Source organism: Lactiplantibacillus plajomi (genome assembly GCF_005405405.1).
Taxonomy (GTDB): Bacteria; Bacillota; Bacilli; order Lactobacillales; family Lactobacillaceae; genus Lactiplantibacillus; species Lactiplantibacillus plajomi.
In genome coordinates, this window is the sequence record NZ_BJDZ01000011.1 from 49,281 (window position 1) to 66,853 (window position 17,573).

General features: G+C 49.5%; 17 protein-coding genes. 4 read left to right on the plus strand and 13 right to left on the minus strand.

All coding sequences use genetic code 11. From position 1 onward, the window contains the following. Positions 1-5: 5 nt before the first annotated feature. From FFM82_RS06220 to FFM82_RS06240, 5 genes are all read right to left on the minus strand, one after another. Positions 6-2,210, minus strand: a complete 2,205-nt coding sequence (locus FFM82_RS06220; protein WP_137645008.1) for a relaxase family protein — start codon at positions 2,208-2,210, stop codon at positions 6-8. Continuing rightward, a complete protein-coding gene (locus FFM82_RS06225) occupies positions 2,191-2,712 on the minus strand; it encodes an uL10 family ribosomal protein (RefSeq protein ID WP_102124424.1) in 522 nt (173 codons plus the stop codon). Before FFM82_RS06225 ends, FFM82_RS06220 begins: the two co-directional genes overlap by 20 nt. A 329-nt stretch (positions 2,713-3,041) precedes the next feature. After that, positions 3,042-5,345: a hypothetical protein gene (locus FFM82_RS06230; protein ID WP_137645009.1), complete on the minus strand. Its 2,304-nt coding sequence runs from the start codon at positions 5,343-5,345 to the stop codon at positions 3,042-3,044. 124 nt (positions 5,346-5,469) lie between these two features. After that, positions 5,470-5,724 carry a hypothetical protein gene (locus FFM82_RS06235; RefSeq protein ID WP_137645010.1) on the minus strand — a complete coding sequence of 85 codons (255 nt, stop codon included), beginning with the start codon at positions 5,722-5,724 and terminating at the stop codon, positions 5,470-5,472. Positions 5,725-5,886: 162 nt separating this feature from the next. Next, positions 5,887-6,081 (minus strand): helix-turn-helix domain-containing protein, encoded by a 195-nt coding sequence (locus FFM82_RS06240; RefSeq protein ID WP_137645011.1) that lies wholly within the window; start codon positions 6,079-6,081, stop codon positions 5,887-5,889. 164 nt (positions 6,082-6,245) lie between these two features. Here FFM82_RS06240 and FFM82_RS06245 point away from each other — a divergent pair, with 164 nt between their 5' ends. After that, positions 6,246-6,656, plus strand: a complete 411-nt coding sequence (locus tag FFM82_RS06245) for a helix-turn-helix domain-containing protein (RefSeq protein ID WP_137645012.1) — start codon at positions 6,246-6,248, stop codon at positions 6,654-6,656. A 70-nt stretch (positions 6,657-6,726) separates the two neighbouring features. Then, the gene (locus FFM82_RS06255; RefSeq protein ID WP_137645013.1) at positions 6,727-7,977 is read left to right on the plus strand and encodes a tyrosine-type recombinase/integrase; all 1,251 of its coding nucleotides are present in this window, start codon (positions 6,727-6,729) and stop codon (positions 7,975-7,977) included. Between the two features lie 175 nt (positions 7,978-8,152). Here the strand turns inward: FFM82_RS06255 and rpsI are convergent, their stop codons facing one another. The 8 genes from rpsI to pplA all read right to left on the minus strand — a co-directional run bounded on the left by rpsI (position 8,153) and on the right by pplA (position 14,787). Next, positions 8,153-8,545: a 30S ribosomal protein S9 gene (gene rpsI / locus FFM82_RS06260; RefSeq protein WP_137645014.1), complete on the minus strand. Its 393-nt coding sequence runs from the start codon at positions 8,543-8,545 to the stop codon at positions 8,153-8,155. A gap of 13 nt (positions 8,546-8,558) precedes the next feature. Beyond that, positions 8,559-9,002: a 50S ribosomal protein L13 gene (gene rplM / locus FFM82_RS06265; RefSeq protein WP_137645015.1), complete on the minus strand. Its 444-nt coding sequence runs from the start codon at positions 9,000-9,002 to the stop codon at positions 8,559-8,561. A 108-nt stretch (positions 9,003-9,110) separates the two neighbouring features. Then, complete coding sequence (truA, locus tag FFM82_RS06270) at positions 9,111-9,899, minus strand: tRNA pseudouridine(38-40) synthase TruA (RefSeq protein WP_137645016.1); 789 nt, start codon at positions 9,897-9,899, stop codon at positions 9,111-9,113. 63 nt (positions 9,900-9,962) lie between these two features. Then, the gene (locus FFM82_RS06275; protein ID WP_137645017.1) at positions 9,963-10,763 is read right to left on the minus strand and encodes an energy-coupling factor transporter transmembrane component T family protein; all 801 of its coding nucleotides are present in this window, start codon (positions 10,761-10,763) and stop codon (positions 9,963-9,965) included. Continuing rightward, the gene (locus FFM82_RS06280) at positions 10,753-11,640 is read right to left on the minus strand and encodes an energy-coupling factor ABC transporter ATP-binding protein (RefSeq protein WP_137645018.1); all 888 of its coding nucleotides are present in this window, start codon (positions 11,638-11,640) and stop codon (positions 10,753-10,755) included. The genes FFM82_RS06275 and FFM82_RS06280 overlap by 11 nt, the downstream gene beginning before the upstream one ends. After that, positions 11,616-12,458, minus strand: a complete 843-nt coding sequence (locus tag FFM82_RS06285) for an energy-coupling factor ABC transporter ATP-binding protein (protein WP_170178236.1) — start codon at positions 12,456-12,458, stop codon at positions 11,616-11,618. The genes FFM82_RS06280 and FFM82_RS06285 overlap by 25 nt, the downstream gene beginning before the upstream one ends. Positions 12,459-12,508: 50 nt before the next feature. Beyond that, a complete protein-coding gene (locus FFM82_RS06290) occupies positions 12,509-13,615 on the minus strand; it encodes an FAD:protein FMN transferase (RefSeq protein ID WP_137645019.1) in 1,107 nt (368 codons plus the stop codon). A 239-nt stretch (positions 13,616-13,854) separates the two neighbouring features. Further along, positions 13,855-14,787, minus strand: a complete 933-nt coding sequence (gene pplA / locus FFM82_RS06295) for an extracellular electron transfer flavoprotein PplA (protein ID WP_137645020.1) — start codon at positions 14,785-14,787, stop codon at positions 13,855-13,857. Positions 14,788-15,072: 285 nt separating this feature from the next. Here pplA and FFM82_RS06300 point away from each other — a divergent pair, with 285 nt between their 5' ends. Then, on the plus strand, positions 15,073-16,983 hold the full coding sequence (locus FFM82_RS06300; RefSeq protein ID WP_137645021.1) for an NAD(P)/FAD-dependent oxidoreductase: 1,911 nt from the start codon (positions 15,073-15,075) through the stop codon (positions 16,981-16,983). A 95-nt stretch (positions 16,984-17,078) separates the two neighbouring features. Then, positions 17,079-17,573, plus strand: a complete 495-nt coding sequence (locus FFM82_RS06305) for a NusG domain II-containing protein (protein ID WP_137645022.1) — start codon at positions 17,079-17,081, stop codon at positions 17,571-17,573.

Consider the following 17,573-nt stretch of genomic DNA (forward strand, 5'->3'; position numbering starts at 1 on the left):
CCTCCTTAGAGGTCTAAGTCGTCATTCTGTGTGGCACCGGGCAAGCCATTCGCAACCGAGCGATCTAACGATTTCATTGCACGGTCGTGGATAACCTGCCAAGCATTGCGGTTGTCAGTGTATTTCGCGCCCATCGTCTCATCGTAGACCTGTTGCTTTTGACGTGCGTCAGTAACGCCACGCGTTTTAATGGTAGCTTGGGCGAATGCCCGATCACGGGTCATTGACGAGTGAAGCTGTTCAGCGGTTTGCGTTCCGACTGGTACGACATGCCATTTCTCAAGGTCAGACGCAATTCGGTCTTGCTTAGCCTTAGCGAGATCGGCGTTATGCTGGACGGTTGCTTTTGTGCGGCGATTTTCTTGCATTGTAGTACGTACAATCGTACGTAGCGTGATTTTTTGCTTGTACATTAAGCGCGCCGCAAAGACTTGTTTCAAAGCACGCGCCAAGACCATCAGTTTTGAGTAGCTTGTGGAGCCACCAGAGATAATAGTGCCAGTCTTATCGACTGTGCCAGCGGGCACGGTCATTTCAGCATCAGTTTCGTAGTCGGCCATCGCTTGACGAGCCTGCTTAAGGATTTCCGGCTTTTGGTCAGCGCGGTTCTTATAGAGGTCAGCGTAGGACGAGCCAAAATCACGTTCCAGCAAAGCAACCTTGGCTTTGACTTGCCGCGCTTGTACTTCGGCCGGGTCAGGCGTTGCCGGTGCAGTTTCGGAAGCTTCGGCATCATGGCAAGCCGTGTTGAAGTCGTTATGGTCTTGTTCCGACCAATCGGCAACAGGTTTCGATAAGAAACCGAAATTATCGCTTTCCTCACTATCAGTCTGTACAGAGTCGTTAGCTTCGGCAAAACCTGTTACCAAACGCGTTGCCAAAGCATGGCGGCTTCGAGATAACGCCATACCGCGCGCGGCTTGTTCGTCATCATATTTTGCTTGGGCATCGGCGGCTTTCGTGTCGGCAATCACTTGCTTAGTTTCGGTGATCTGTTTTGCAACATCGATCACTGACGCTTGTTCCGGCGCTGGCTCTGGGTCGTGGTGCGCGGCCAGATCATCGCGCATCAAGTTTGCGTAGCGATTTTTGGCAGCGTTAGTTTCAGCGTCAGCTTGTCGACGCAATTCTTCTTCATCAATATCATCATCAAAAATCATAGGTTTATCCTCCTTATGGGATTCAGTTTGTTTTAAGTTGGCGGCCATTCGCGATTCGATGGCGGCCACGTCATCAATAACGGGTTTCATTGTGGCGGCCGCTTCGCTTAATGGCGCCGGTTCGGGCGAGGTTGCTTGGGCGGCCTTAGTTTTGTGGGCTTCCGCAATAAAATTCGTAACAGCTTCATTAGTAAAATCACGCCCCAAACCGCTTGTTGATTTAATTTCGCCCGTCGTTTTGTTGATTCGCTGATGGTAGCCGCGAACCTTTTTTTCTTTGCCGTCGGCATCTGTGATGTGATAAGTCCACGCCTTGGACTTTCCACGTTCGGTGATTGTGACACCATAGTCTGATTCAAGTTGCGATTTGAAGTCATCAACGTTTGAAGACCGTCCCTTACAATCATTAACCGCATCTTTAATCACTTGTTGCCAAGCGGATTTGGCTGGAACCTCGACACGATCGGGTGTTGTCTTGGCATCAGGGTCTTTGGCCTTGATGGGATTCACCCATTCCTGCCCGGTAATACGCGCTGATTGTTCAGACATAAAATCATTGACCTTGTGGCGTAACGAAAATAACGCGAAATTGCTTGTCTGAATTGCCCGGCCATTCGTGCCAATTGCGTTGACCAAAACATGGGCATGAACCTTGTGGCCTGAGCCGTCAGCTTGAATGGCGATAACATAACTAGCGGTTGGCGGTAAAGTTGATTTCATGAAGTCGTCAGAGAGTTGCAAAGCTTGTTTTGCGCGTTCCTTGAGCGTTCCAGTTAACTCATCATCTGCAAAACTTAAGATAATGCTTTGAGCTTGTAAGCGTCGTTTCGGATTGAAAGCCCGGTTTAATTGATTGTGAAATTGCCGTTGGAGATAAGTGCCGGGCTGATCGGGCAAAATTTCGCCAGTGACGGGGTCACGAATGAATTTAAGATTTCGGCCACCAGCCGCTAAGACTCGTTGCGCCGAACCGTCATGGGCTGGGGTGTCGTACATATAGCGTAGACGACCACTTGAAGACTTGATGGAGCTAGTCATAAGTACCGGCATGATGAATCACCTCCTTCAGCAATTGCGTGGTGTCATACATCGGTTGAATATCTGTTTTGTAAAACTGAACAATCAGCTTCGCTAAATCTTCGTAATTGGCGTTGGTAGGTGCCACAGCGTTGAGTTGTTTTGCAACTTGATTTAGATTCGTGCCAAGCTTAGACGCATGATACAAAAGTGTTTCCATTTTAGCGTCCACATCTTCGAGTAAAGCGCGAATTTCTTTGATCTGATTTGCCCCATCAGGCACGCCGGAAAACAATGCCAGATCAAGCACCGAAACGTCGCGAGAATGCTCACGCGTAAGTACCCGCCAAGCCGAACGCGATTCAGGAGTTTCACTAAATTTCAGCAACAGAAGTTCATCCTGAAGTGCCTGTCGCCATGCTTCAGCGGCGGTAGACAGCCCGTAACGATTTTGAACGTAGTCTAGGGCCTGTTTGGTGGTCGCGTTAGCTTCAAGGTTGTAACGGTAACGATGTCGCTTAGCAGATTCTGCCATGATAAATTCCTCCTTAGACAAAGTGGTGGGACGCCCAAAACGATAAAACATATAGGAAACGCAAGTTGTTATGGTGGGAAGCCCACCCACCATCAACTTGCGAGGGGCTTCGCCCCTTCGATCCCTCAAAACCTGCAACGTCAATCTTGCGATTTTTGTTGCAAAAGCCAACCCGATACGTGAACAAAACATGCGAACTCACGTCGCAATTTTCTTCACGTTATCGCTACCCAAACACGCCAACTTTCGTGGTGGTTTTGTTGCGATCAAGCGACCGAAGTCGGGCCGAATGGCGGGCTGGAAGTCGCCGAGAAAATCACGACATCAAATTACATTTTCGCTAAAACCGCCGCCAGTTGTTCGGCCGTTTTTACGCGTGAGTTGGCGTAGTGAACCGGGCTGTAATTACTAAGCAAATCGTCCGGGTCGGGTTGCAATGCAACTGCATCTTCGAGCTTTGCATTGCCATAAAGTGACAGCATCGCGGCGACATCTTCGGGCTGATTTTTGCGGATTGGATATTTGGCCGAGATTGTATCGCGATGGGCGCCATTCCAACCAAGAAGCACTTCTTGTGATTGAGATGGCATGAGTGATGCGTAGGCCGTAAACGCTTTGTACCAGCAACTGTCAATGTAGCTGTGTTTGCCATCGCCACCACCAATAAGATCATCACCGTAAAGGGCTTTAAGATCGCGTTCGGCTTGAGTTTCATTGCGCTGGGTGCATTGCGATACGCCTTGCTGGAAATCAGCCCACGAAACGCCAAATTGCTTTTCAGCGCCGCGCATCGTTTCCAAGATGGCAAGTTTCTTCATGCGCAAGCGCCAGTCTGCCGTCCAAACAACGTTTCCGGCGTTGTCCATCTTCGCAATCACTGCAAGGCGTAAACGCCGAACGTCGAAATATTTGCCAGAAGCAAGCTCTAGCGGGCGCTTGAGGCGTGAAATTTGGTAACGAACTTCTTGTAGCCCATAGCCAGCGTTCTTCTTACTAAAATTGTCGTACCGCGTGCGGCCAGCCTTGATGTCAGCTTTAACAGCTTTTACTTCGGCGGGCGTTGCGTGGTCGTCAACATAGTGTTCGTAAGCTGGTTCTAGCGATTTAAGCTCGGCCAGCTCACTTATGAGCTTATCCAGATCAGATTTAGCTTGTGATTCCCACGCTGTCAGGCGTTCGAGCAAACCTGATTTACCACGATGCGGCCAGATAGTGCGCCGGAACAGGCTTTTGGTGACTGTTTGACGTTCGCTGTCGCTAAATTCCAACGAAATCGAATCAATTAGCTTGGCGTCAAACCCGGCGCCTGCAAGCGTCGTTTTATTGAAGTACAGGGCTTGTTCAGCCGTCATTTGCCGCGTGCCCGCGACAACATCGTTGTTCGTGTTCAAAACGTTGATTGTTGTGTAAAGGCCGGGAACGCTTGTCTGGTCTTCCTGTCCCTCGTAAACGGATTGCATGAATACGCCGGCCAAATCGGTGGTTAACACGCGGTTAACAATCGACCGTGCAAGTCGGAACAATCCAGTTTCGCGGATAAGATGGCGCCGGGCGATGGCCTTCATCGTCTCGCAGTAAACTGAGACAGCCCAGTCGTCCATGTCCTGCATGAGAAAGCTGTAAAGCTTTGGCGAAACTTCATATTTGGTACTTTCTGCTAAAGCGTCAATCAAGCCCCGGCCATAGGCGCGCTGGAGCTTGAAAGCCGCCGCGCTAAGCTTTAGATCAGGGTTCAGTTGGCACCACTTTAGAAACAAGTCTGCGGCGGCCGCTGTCATCTTAAATTCAGAAACTGAGTTGCCTTGGCCGTCCGTCCAGATGATGTTTGACGGCAACGACGTGTCGTCCTTACGTAGTGTGCGAACCGTGTCTAGATCAAGCGGCGTGTCGGTTACGAAAGTCATGTGGGAGTGATCGTGATACAAACCAAATTTATCATGCGACAAAATCAGTTTGGGACATTCTTCTGAACCAATATCTTCGGTCTTGTGAGTGATTTCCATTCGCATCTGGGCGCCTAGAATCCGGGGCTTAGCGCCGTTAGCGCCAGCCAACGTGTAATAGCCATGGCGAGCGCCGTCAACAAACCATTTACCTAACTTGGCTAGACGATGACCGTGATTCTCAATCCCATCATCAAGCTTGCCAAAATCAGCGTTCGGCTGTGTCAAAGTTGCTTGATAAGCGTAAATTTTATCGCGTCCTGCAATGGCCGAAATTGCAACGATAGTTTCGGCCAGCTTCCTATTTTTCATGATATTACGCGACGACCGTTGCATTTCGGCATAGGGGCTATGTGACATGCCCGACGTGATTAAGCCGAAAGCTTGGCTGTGGCCGTGGTCATGGCTAGAAACTGCCGCAAAAGTTTTCTGCCCATACGAACCGGCGTTTAACACGGCTTTGCATGCTGACAACTGACTTGGCGTGATGTCACCACGTGATTGATGGAGTGATTTCCGTTTGCCTTTGCCCTTATGGCTCTTGTCGATCTTCAATAAACCAAGTTCGACACCGCGAACCATAGCGCCGCAATGTGCTTGTTCGGAACGATTGACGATAGACCAAGACGAAAGCAATTCTTGTTCACTAGTGAAGTTGCCTTGATGCAAACGATGACTGTTCTTTGCCATGACCATGGCCTCCTTTCAATAGTAGTTTTGGTACTGAATCGCGATTCAAAACATCACAGATAACGTTGATATATCAGGCACTCGCGATTAAGTTCTCTGTATGAACCGTCGCGATGTTTTTTCGTCAAGCCGGTTCATACTGGCCGCGTTCCAGCCAATCCCGGATTGGGGCTAAAGAAACGGCGTGAGCTTCAAGGTCTGCTAAATACTGGGTATAGCGATCGTCCACGAGCGAGGCAAGTGCATCGTAACGGCCAGCGTAGTAATCGCGTTTGGATTCAAACTCCCCGGCGTCAAATTCATAAGTGCCCGTGATGGGGTCGCGCCGCTGTAAATCGTCAGCCAAGTTGTCGTACAGAGCTTCAATTGATGTTTTCATTGTGAATTCCTCCTGTGTGTCTGTTAAATTTCACGAGACCAAACAGCAATTGGTGCTTCACTTTTGGTTTCGTGAACCGGCGGGCTGGTCTTGCCCCGCCGACTTAGCAAAGATTGTTGCGTAGCTTCTACTAATTGTTCTCATCGCCCGTCAGCCGTGAGGTTAAGCTACTGGTTTTTTATACGAATCTAGAAACTGTTCAAGATCGGCGCGCTTGATGCGCTTGATGCCGCCGATTGTAATAACTGGCAGTCCATAGGTGTCAGTCCACAAGCGCAAGGTCTTGTAAGTGACGCCTGCCGCGCGACAAGCGTTTGCCATGCTCAGGTAAATTGGTGCTGTGGGTTGAGTTTTCATAATATCGTCTCCTTACAGTTTACTTTGTACAGGCTTAGTTAATCAGCTAAGCTCAGGCTAAGTTTCTCACCTGCTACGCGATAAGTCAACCCATTCCACAAAAAAATGCTGGATTTTTTTTAGTTAGTGTGCTAAGATGAGACTCAGAAAGGAGGCGATCCCGTATGGCAGAAAAAGACAGTAGCGCAAAGCGCATAAAAGCTGTTCGCATAAAACTCGGCTTAACAATGGAAGAGTTTGCCCAGAAAATCGACGAGAAAGCCAGCAGTGGCACGGTCGCCAATTGGGAGACCGGCTCAAATTTGCCCAACGCAACAAGACTGGCACGCATTGCCGATTTAGGACACGTCAGCGTCCCTTATTTGAGAGGCGTTTCGGACGACCCCGGCACCAACCAATGGACTGAGGCCATGCTAAAAAGCGCCGCTGAGTTGTCTCAACAGCGCCGCAATGTGGAAGATGCCGCAATGGAATTCTTGCGCGTATTGTACACGACAGCGGCAACCAAGCAAGACCTTAGCGGCTACGTGAAGTTTCTAAAGAAGCAGACCGAAGCGCTAAAGCACCTAGAGTAGTGTTTTGTGATTCTCCTATTGATTGTTCTCATCGCCCGTCAGCGACAACATCGATAAGGAGATTTTTACAATGGCAGTTACAGAAACAAAATACGGCACATATCTAGTTGAAGTACCTTATCCAAAGGCAGTTCAGCCGATTTTAGGCAAGCGGCGATTCCGCAAGACCGTGCCCACTGAGGCTGAAGGATACCGTCTTCAGTCCGAGATCAGCAACAAGATTCAGAAGGTACTAGAGACTGGTACAGACCTAGCGCTTAGCCGCCGTGGCGCCATCAGCTTCAAGGCCTTTTACCAGCAGGAATGGCTCCCCATCTATGAGGACGGCGGTTCAGGGCGCACAACGCAAATCCCCAGCAAGGCCACACTGCGCGGAACCAAAGACATTTTCAGGTTGCACCTATTGCCGCTGTTTGGCCGGTATTCACTGAACGAGCTGAATAACAACACCGATTTAGTGCTGAACGAACTCGCATTTCTGAGCAAAACGTATGCGAACATCAAAACGGTTAAAAGCTACGTAAACCAGCTATTTGATGTTGCTGAAGGCCGTCGGTTCATTGAACACAACCGCGTAAGTTCCGTGTTGCGCATGGTTGGCGACCCCAAGAAACAGCAATTGCGCAAAGAACGCGTTGCTGAGGGGCAGGCACTAACAAAGGCGCAAACAGTGCAATGGCTCGATGCCGCTAAGGCTGATTTTCAAGACGGCAAGCTTATCGAAAAAGATTACGTGCTGATTGTTCTCACCCTTTACATGGGATTACGCAAAAGCGAAGTTTATGCCGCCCAATGGCAACAAGTAAGCCTAACCAATCGCGAAATTGAAGTGAACCAATCATTTACGAACCGAGGCACCGAACTCGGCCCCACAAAAGGCCGAAAGGTGACAATTTTCAAAGTGCCAGACGTGCTGGTTGACTTACTTGCAACATGGAAAGAGCACCAGGCAAACGAGCTTGCGACGATTGGCGTCACAAAGCCAGCTGGCGATCAATTCGTATTTACCTACACAGACAATCGCGGACACGTGAACCACGCGCTTCACCCGGATTACCTCAACTACCGATTGAACTCAATCGCGAAGCGCCATCCAGAACTCCCCCACCTGTGGCCGCACAAGCTACGCCACACATTCGCAACAGTTGCGCATCAAGAAGGGGTTGCCAAGCAAGCCGTCAGCGATCACTTGACCCACTCGAATTTGGAAACCACCGATGTTTATCTCAATGCGCCGGAACGCGTGGGATTAGAAGCATGGGAAGGCTTCGCGGCTGGTCTGGCGGAGGGCCGCCAGCAACTCGAACAAAAGTTACCCTAAGCGTTCGTAAGACTTCACTACCCCAACAGCCAAAAAACGCATGACAGAAACCCCGCGTACCCCAAATCTTACCCCAACAAGACGAAAAAAAAGCAACCAACCCATTGCTGGGGTAGTTGCTTCTTGGTAAAAATGTTCGTCTGAACGCCGGTATAACGGCGTTTCTCTTCGCGAATTAACGCTTAGAGAATTGACTAGCCTTACGAGCCTTCTTGAGACCTGGCTTCTTACGTTCCGTCATACGTGCATCACGAGTTAAGAGACCCGCGCGCTTCAACGGAGTACGGAAATCCGGATCAACAGTGAGCAATGCCCGTGCGATCCCGTGACGAGTTGCGCCGGCTTGACCATGGAAGCCACCACCATTAACGTTTACTAAAACATCGTATTGATCGGTAGTTTCAGTAACTTCGAATGGTTGTAACAATTCCTTGCGAATATCTGCAAATGGAATGTAGTCGTCGACCGACTTATCATTCATAACAATTTTACCAGTACCGGGTACTAAACGTACGCGGGCAACTGAATTTTTACGACGGCCTGTGCCGCGATATTGTACTTGAGCCAATGTAGTTTCCTCCTTAGATTAAGTTAGTGATATCCAAAACTTCAGGCTTTTGTGCTTGTTGCGTATGTTCTGCACCAGCATAAACATGCAACTTCAAGCCCATCTTGTGGCCTAAAGAGTTGTGAGGAAGCATACCTTTAACTGAAGTTTCAATCAATTTAGTAGGTTCCTTTGCTAAGAAGTCACCGGCAGTCCGTTCCTTTAAACCACCAGCATAAGCAGTATGATGATAATAAATCTTCTTTTCTGCTTTCTTCCCAGTTAAAGCCACCTTGCTTGCATTAATAACGATAACGTTATCACCAGTATCTACGTTAGGGGTAAATACGGGCTTGTTCTTACCACGCAAGATTGATGCTACGACAGTTGAGAGACGACCCAAAGGTACATCGGTTGCATCAACTACAACCCATTTACGATCAATTTCACCTGGTTTAGCCATATATGTTGTACGCACGTTGTGTTCCTCCATTTTCTGTGTTTGTTTGACACTCAATAAGATTTCCGGGGCTTATCGTGGGGCAAACAATACCAACGATTAGTTTACCTAACTTCTGATCAGAAGTCAATCATTTCTTAAATCATCCGCCAAATCTTGAGCTTCATAATACACCTTTTTCATATAAAGTCCAGCTGCCGGTGCGGTTCCGCGCGCCCGCGCGCGATTTTTGGCCGCTAATAACGCTGGAATACAGTCAACTGCGCGCCGGCCCTGGCCAATTTCCATCAGGACGGCGACCATGATGCGCACCTGGTTATATAAAAAACCACTGCCACAAAATTCAAACTGAATCTCCCCTTCGTCCGGCAACGCCCAGGCTTTGGCAGAAAAGATTTCCCGCACGTGGTCGTGTGCCTGGGAGCCCGAAGCAACGAAAGTCGAAAAATCGTGCTTACCGACTAAATCGGGAATGGCCTGCTGGATCCGATCAATATCGGACTGAAACTTGAAGTGGCCGGTGTAGTGGCGCTTAAACGGGTCAACGAATTCATTTTGATAAGCGCGGTACCAATAGCGTTTGCCCACGGTATCGTAGCGGGCGTGAAAATCATCCGGCACGATTTCGACCGCTTTGACCAACGTATCGGTCGGTAACATGCTGTTCAAGCCGCGACGAACCCCCTCGGCACTGATTTCGTACGGCAAGTCGAAGTGAATTGTCTGCCCAAAAGCGTGGACGCCGGCGTCGGTCCGCCCAGCACCGTAAATCACGATTGGGTCGGCCGGATCCTTGGCCATCTTATTCACGGCCTTGCTAAAAACCCGTTCGACCGTCCGCTGGTGCGGTTGGCGTTGAAAGCCGGCAAAATTGGTACCGTCATAGGCTAAAACTACTTTATATCTGGTTGTCACGAAATTCCTCCATTAATTAAAAAGTCCGGGCGAGTCGCCCGAACCCTAAACCAACAATTTTAATCACGCCCGTAAAAAGACCAGCGCGGCGGTCAGCACCGCAAATCCTAGGGTGACCCAGGCGTCGCGGGCGTGCCACTTCAAAATCCGAAACTTACTGCGGCCTTCGCCACCTTGATAACCACGGGCTTCCATCGCCGTGGCCAAATCTTCGGCCCGGTTGAACGAACTAACGAATAACGGAATCAGCAACGGCACGATGGCGCGCATCTGTTGGAAGAGGTTCCCCTCACCAAAGTCGACCCCGCGGGCCCGTTGCGCGTTCATGATCTTCTCGGTCTCATCCATCAACGTCGGCACGAACCGCAACGCAATCGATAACATCAACGCAACTTCGTAAACCGGAAAATGGACGGCTTTTAACGGCATCAAAATATATTCGATGGCGTCCGATAATTCCAGCGGTGGCGTTGTCAGCGTCAATAGCGTCGACATAAAGATGATCAGGACGAAGCGACAGAAAATGTACACCCCGTTGACCAGCCCCAACTGACTAATGGTGATGATGCCCCAGTGCCAGTAAACTTTACCACCACTGGCACTAAACAGAATCTGCAAGATCACGGTAAATAAAATCAGCCAAATCAGCGGCTTAACCCCGTTGATGAAGAACGACCACTTCACACCCGACAGCGTGATGGCCGCCAGCGTAAAGGCGAATAATAACGCGTAGGTCTGCCAATTATTGGCAATAAAAATAATCCCGATAAAATAAAAACTTAATAATAGCTTAGCACGCGGGTCCATCCGGTGAATCAGAGAATCCCCCGGAATGTAACGGCCAAAAATCAACTTACTCATCATGGTCGTGACCCTCCCCAAACGCTGATTGTGGTAGCCCGGCCACGAGGTCCTGGGCTAACTCGTCTTCGGTCAGCGGCATTCGTTCGAACTGCCAACCGCGTTGTACGAGTTGGCGGGCAAAGGCGGTCGTTTTCGGCAAGCCAAGTTGGTGGTCCAACAACCACTGCGGGTCGGCGAAAATTTCACGCGGTGCCCCGGTCTTCACCACCCGACCACGGTCCATCACGATGACGTTATCGGCGTAGTTGGCCACGTCATCCATTTGATGGGTGACGAGTACGACCGTTAAGTGGCGTTCGTGGCGCAGGCGGGCAAATATTTCCATCATTTCTAGCCGTCCCTGGGGATCTAACCCAGCCGTGGGTTCATCCAAGACCAGCACGTCCGGTTGCATCGCTAGCACCCCGGCAATCGCGACACGCCGCATCTGGCCACCAGACAGGTCGAACGGTGACCGTTTCAAGAGCTCCTGTGGTAACCCGACTAGCGCCAACATTTCAGCCGCCGTTTTAAGGGTAGCGGCTTCACTGACACCAAAGTTTTGCGGCCCAAACGCAATGTCTTTTTCGACCGTTTCTTCGAACAACTGACTTTCAGGAAATTGAAAGACGATGCCGACGTGCTGGCGCAATCTCTTTAAATCCTTGTTACTCGTCTCCGGTGTAATCACCCGTTCACCGATTGTCACCGTGCCACTAGTTGGTTTCAACAGGGCGTTCAAGTGCTGCAAAAGCGTCGACTTACCACTCCCGGTATGCCCAATCAGCGCGGTATACGACCCTTCCGGAATCGTGACGTTAATGTCGCTTAACGCCTTATTTTCGAACGGCGTCCCCGGTTGGTAGGTAAAATCTACTTGTTTGAACGTAATTGCCATAACCAGTCCGCCATTCCTTTCTCCGTTAAGTAAGTTGCGGGGACTTGGACCCCTTGACGCTTCAAAGCCGCCTTTAAACGTTCCGCGTAGGGCATGTCGAGTCCCATCTTGATCAGATTCTCACCGTGCCGAAAAATCTCGGCCGGCGTGCCCTCCTCTTTAACCTCACCATCGTTAACGACGATAATTCGGTTGGCACTCGCGGCTTCGTCGATATCGTGCGTGATCGATAAAACGGTCAGTTGCCCGTCAGCCTTCATCTGCCGAATCGTTGCGAGCACTTCCGCCCGTCCGCGGGGATCAAGCATCGAGGTGGCTTCATCCAAAATGAGGATCCGTGGCCGCGCGGCAATCATGCCGGCTAGGGCGACTCGTTGCTTTTGCCCCCCTGAAAGGCGCGCCGGTTCCCGGGTCGCAAATTCCTGCATGTTGACTTGTTTCAGCGCTTGCTCGACGCGCGCCAGCATTTCATCCCTAGGGACCCCCTGGTTTTCTAGACCAAAGGCCACGTCGTCCGCCACGGTCGCACCAACGAACTGGTTATCCGGGTTCTGGAAGACCATCCCGATTTTCTTACGAATCTCCCAAACCGTTTCTTCGGACAGCACCTGTCCGTCCACGGTAACGGTCCCGGAGACCGGTGCCAACAACCCGTTCAGGTTTTTAGCCAGGGTCGACTTACCAGAACCGTTATGCCCAACGATGGCAACCCATTCGCCCGCTGCCACGGAAAAGGACACGTCCCGCAGCGTCAAAGCCGTTTCCGGCTGTTGCGGGTAGCGATAATTTAAATGTTGCACGTCAATAATCGGACTCACCATCGTCACTCATTTCTTCTCTTAATTGCTTTTTATCATACCATACCTGACTATTTCAAATCACTAGCGGATCCGTATTTATAGCCGTTCTCACCAAACAGGGTGAAGTCGTCCTTTAAATTATCAGAGACGTAAACTTTCTTATCCTTGGTAATAAAAATTGCCCCGACACCCTGCTTTGCCTTACCGTTAATGTAGCGCATGCCCTTTTTCAGACCCATGTCGAAGGTGGCCGTTGATAACCCGTCACCATCCGTTGACTTCTTTGAGATGATCGAAACGCCCATTAAGTTGTTGCTGTACGGCGCCCCGGTCTTCGGGTCCATTAAGTGGCTATAAACCTTACCATTTTTACGGAGCACCCGTTCGTAAATCCCGGAAGTGACGATTGACTTGTTCTTAGCCGGAATCGACCCGATTGACGTCCCACGCGCTTCCTTAGGATCCTGAATACCGACCGTCCAGTTACCCGACTTGGTCCCCTTCGGACTATCGCCCATCACGTAAATATTTCCGCCCAGGTCAATAATGGCCGTCGACACGCCGTGATTTAAGAAGTAGGTCTTCACTTGATCGGTCATGTAACCCTTCGCGATTCCGCCCAGGTCAAGTTGCATGCCCTTCTTCTCCAGGTAGACCGACCGTTTCTTATCATTCAATTTCACTTTACGGTAATCGACCAGCTTGACGTTGGTTGCGATTTCCTGCTTGGTTGGCACCTTGGCATCCGAAAAGCCAATGTGCCAGAGCTGGGTGATCGGTCCGATCGATAAATCAAACGAATCGTTAGAATTTTGACTGTAGTAGTAAGCCCGCTTGATCATCGGGTACAGGTCTTTGCTGACCACGACCGGGTGCTTACCGGCAGCGGCGTTGACCTTGTCGATTTCCGAGCCCTTCTGGTTAACGGTGATTTTTTTGGCCTCGCGCTTTAACAGCTTGAACGCGTCGTCCAAAACGTGTTTCTTATTCTTGTTATAAATTCGTAACGTGACCACGGTACCCATCATAAACTGGGTATCCTCAGTCGGCGTTTGCACGACCTTAGTCGGTTTAGGTCGCTGGTTAGCCGCTTTTTGCTTGGTGATACCGCACGCACTTAACGGCACTAACAGGGTCAACACTAACCCCACCTGAATTAATTTACGTAATTTCATCTCGTTGACGTCCCCTATCACTAATTTCATTCGTCATTATACCAAAGTTTTTGCGATCAGTCGGTTCCAATTTAAAGCCCTTTCAGTCACCGGCGGACCAACTGTTGATTTCTTCACAGCTTCAACAACAACGCAATACATTACAATGCGACTCCTGTGAATAAACCCACAATTCAAATTCTAGCGATAAAAAAAGGCCCTCGGCTTACGCCTCAGGCCACGTATTTAACGTAATTTGCTTATTCAGCGAAGATCATGTTGTCAACGGTGATCGTCTTAGTATCGCCCTTTTGAGCAGCGTTTTGCAACTGTTCAGCGTATAAGACGAAGGTGTTTGATGAATGGGTCGCACCGGTAACCACGTCAACCTTAGCAGGATCACTGTTCTTGACTAACGACTTGTTCAAGGCTGGTTGGTAAGCCTTCGGGTTAGTCTTTGAAACTTTCTTCATTTGCTTGTTGTAAGAAGCGTCATCCGCTTTGGATTCACCCTTCTTGTTAACGTTATCGTAGTTGGACTTAGTAATCTTACCATCCTTAACGGTAATCGCGAAGGAAACCTTATAGCCGTTGTAGTAGTTCTTTTCTTGCAACTTGTAAGTGCCGTCCTGCATCTTCTTACCATTGTCGATCTTGATGGTAGCCGTATCACCGGCTTGAGCAGCTTGAACTAATTGTTGCGTGTAGTTTTGGAAAGTCTTCGATGATTCGGTTGCCCCGGAAACCACGTCGATCGAACCAACGTTCCCAGTAGCGGCACCAGCCGTTAAGGACTTGTTCAACTTAGGAATATAAGCCTTCGGGTTAGTACCGGAAACTTTCTTCATTTGCTTGTTGTAGTCCGTGTCATCGACCTTGGACTTGTTATCTTTGTTCACTTGGTCATAACTGGACTTCGTGATTTTACCATCTTTATTAACGGTAATACTCATCTTAACTTTGTAGCCGTGTGAGTAGTTTTCTTCTTCGAGTTTATAAGTACCCGCTTTCATTTTGGCGCCGGCGGTCATCTTTACAACCTTGGTCGTCTTTTCTGAACTTGATGAAGATGAACTCTTCTTAGAGGATGATGATGACGAACTCGAGCTCGAGGAACCGCTCCCACAACCTGCTAATGCTAATGCGGAAATTGCAACAACTGAGGCGCTAGTAAGAACTGATTTAAACCTCATAATATCCCACTCCTAACCTTTTTGTATGAAAATTCACATTTATCTTAACGTTTAAAATTCAATTAGTCAATCACATTTTGATAAAATTTTTCTTCTTAACCCTAATTATACTAGTAATGACAGCGTTTCCGCATTCCTAAAATCACTTGTGTATAACAAGTTCGAAATAATGTGACATTTTTCGCATTCTAGCCAATAATCCATAGACAACCGCTTTCATTATCGTTATAATTATTAGTGGAATTATTCATTTTTACACTATTTATTTAAGGGAGTTGTTACGCAATGGCAAAGAAGAATATTGTCGTTGTCGGTGCGGGGTTTGCCGGTGTCTACGCGACCAAGAAACTGTCCAAGCACTTTAAGAAGAACCCGGACGTTGAAATCACGCTGATCGACCGGCATTCATACTTCACGTACATGACTGAACTACATGAAGTTGCCACCGAACGGGTGGAACCGGGGCATATTCAATATGACCTCCAACGGTTGTTCGCACGGCGCAAGAATGTTCGCCTGGTGACGGATACCGTTACCGGCGTGGATAAAGACAAACAAACCGTTACGACTAAGAACGGTAGTTACCAATACGATCAACTATTGATTTGTCTTGGTGGGGAATCCAACGACTTTGGGACCCCTGGGGTCAAAGAACACGGTTTCGAACTGTGGTCCTTTGAACAAGCGATGGCCTTACGGGCTCACTTGGCCGCCATTATTCGTCAGGGGGCCGCTGAACTTGACCCGGCTAAGCGGAAGGCCATGTTGACCTTGACCGTCTGCGGGTCCGGGTTTACTGGTTCCGAACTCGTTGGTGAACTGATTGAATACCGCGACGTGCTCGCAAAGGAAAATAAGTTGGATCCAAGCGAGATTACCTTGCAATTGGTCGAAGCGGCACCAACCATTATCAACATGCTCAACCGGACGCAAGCTGGTAAAGCTGAAAAGTATATGAAGAAACACGGCGTTGACATCATGACCAACTCAATGATCACCGAAGTCTGTGCCGACCACGTTAACTTAAAGGATAAGGATCCAATTCAAACCTATACCTTGATTTGGACCGCCGGGGTTCGTGCTAACAGCGTCGTTAAGAACTTTGGTCTTGAAACCAACCCTCGTGGTGGTCGCCTAGTTGCCAACGGGTTCATGCAGGCGAAGGATACCGATAACATCTTCCTCGCCGGTGACTCGACCAGCTACCAAGAACCCGACCAACCACGGCCGGTACCTCAAATCGTTCAGGGGGCCGAAGAAACGGCTGCCAAAGCGGTTGAAGGGATTATCAAGAACGTTGACGGTAGTGATAAGGAAATCAAACCGTATAAGGGTGCTTACCAAGCATCCGTGGACTCAATCGGCTCGAAGTACGCCGTGGCACAAGTCCTTGATAACTGGAACGTTTCCGGCTTTATCGCGGTACTGTTAAAGCACGCCATCAACTGGTTGTACTACTGCCAGATTTTCTCCGGTTACTACCTATTCCAGTACTTCCTGAACGAATTTTTCCGGACCCGCAACGGTCGGAACCTCGGTCGCGGCTGGATCTCACGCGCTGGGAACGTTTTGTGGAGTGTCCCGTTACGCTTCTTCTACGGTGCAATGTGGCTGTGGGATTGCTGGACCAAGGTTCAGGGTTCTGAATCCTGGTTTACCGATAAGCTGCGGTTACCATTCGCCTGGTTACAACAAGCGGCAACTAGTGGCGCTTCCGAAGCCACTAAGGCAGCGGCAACTAGCGGCGCCTCCGAAGCGGCTTCCAGCACGGCAACCGCTGCTAAGGGTGTCTTCAGCCTGTCTTACATGTACGGTAAAGAACCGTTAATGGTCTTTGACAAGATGCCACACTGGTTCGAATCAATTACCAAGACGATGATTCCAAACATGGAAATGGCGCTCTTCTTTCAGAAGTTCATGACAATTGTTGAAATCATCATCGCGCTATGTATCTTCTTCGGCCTCTTCAGTTGGCTGGCCAACGCCATCACCATCGGCTTGGTTGTCGTCTTCTGCTTGTCAGGGATGTTCTACTGGGTCAACATTTGGATGATTTTCGTTGCCCTCGCCCTGATGAACGGTTCTGGTCGGACATTTGGTTTAGACTACTGGGTCGTTCCGTGGATGCAAAAGCACCTCGGGCACTGGTGGTACGGCAACGTTCGTTCCCATTACGACGGTGTCAAAACCCGCTAGATGCGTTATAATTAATTGAATAGTTTCCCGATGGTTCGAGGGTTGCTTTTTCCCCCTTGAACCATTTTTTATGCGACGAAACAGGAGGGATAGCGATGAAGAAACAACGCAAACTACGGACCGTGCTTAAACGCTACGGCGGCATGATTCGCCCCTTTGACATCATTATCGTGGTGGCCCTGATTATTTTATCGTTCGCCCCCATCGCCGTCTTTTCTTACCAACAGCAACAACGGGCTGAACGAGCCGAGCGGGTTGCCCGCAAACGGGCGGCTGCCAAACGCCACCCTACCTACACGGCCGTAGTCTCGCATAATGGTCAGGAACTCAAACGGGTCAACTTGACAGCGCTTAAAGCCACCCGCCACTATACTTACCGCGACGCTGACGGCGACTATAACACCGTCACCTTTAAAACCGGTAAGGTCGCGATTACCAAGGCCAACTGTAGTGATCAAGTTTGCATTCGGCGCGGTTGGATCAGCAAACCCGGCCAGACGATTGTCTGCCTCCCCCACAAGTTACTGGTGGAGATCAAATCCAGTTCCGGGCACGTCAAGTCCGGCGGTAACGGACTAGTTACGGAGTAA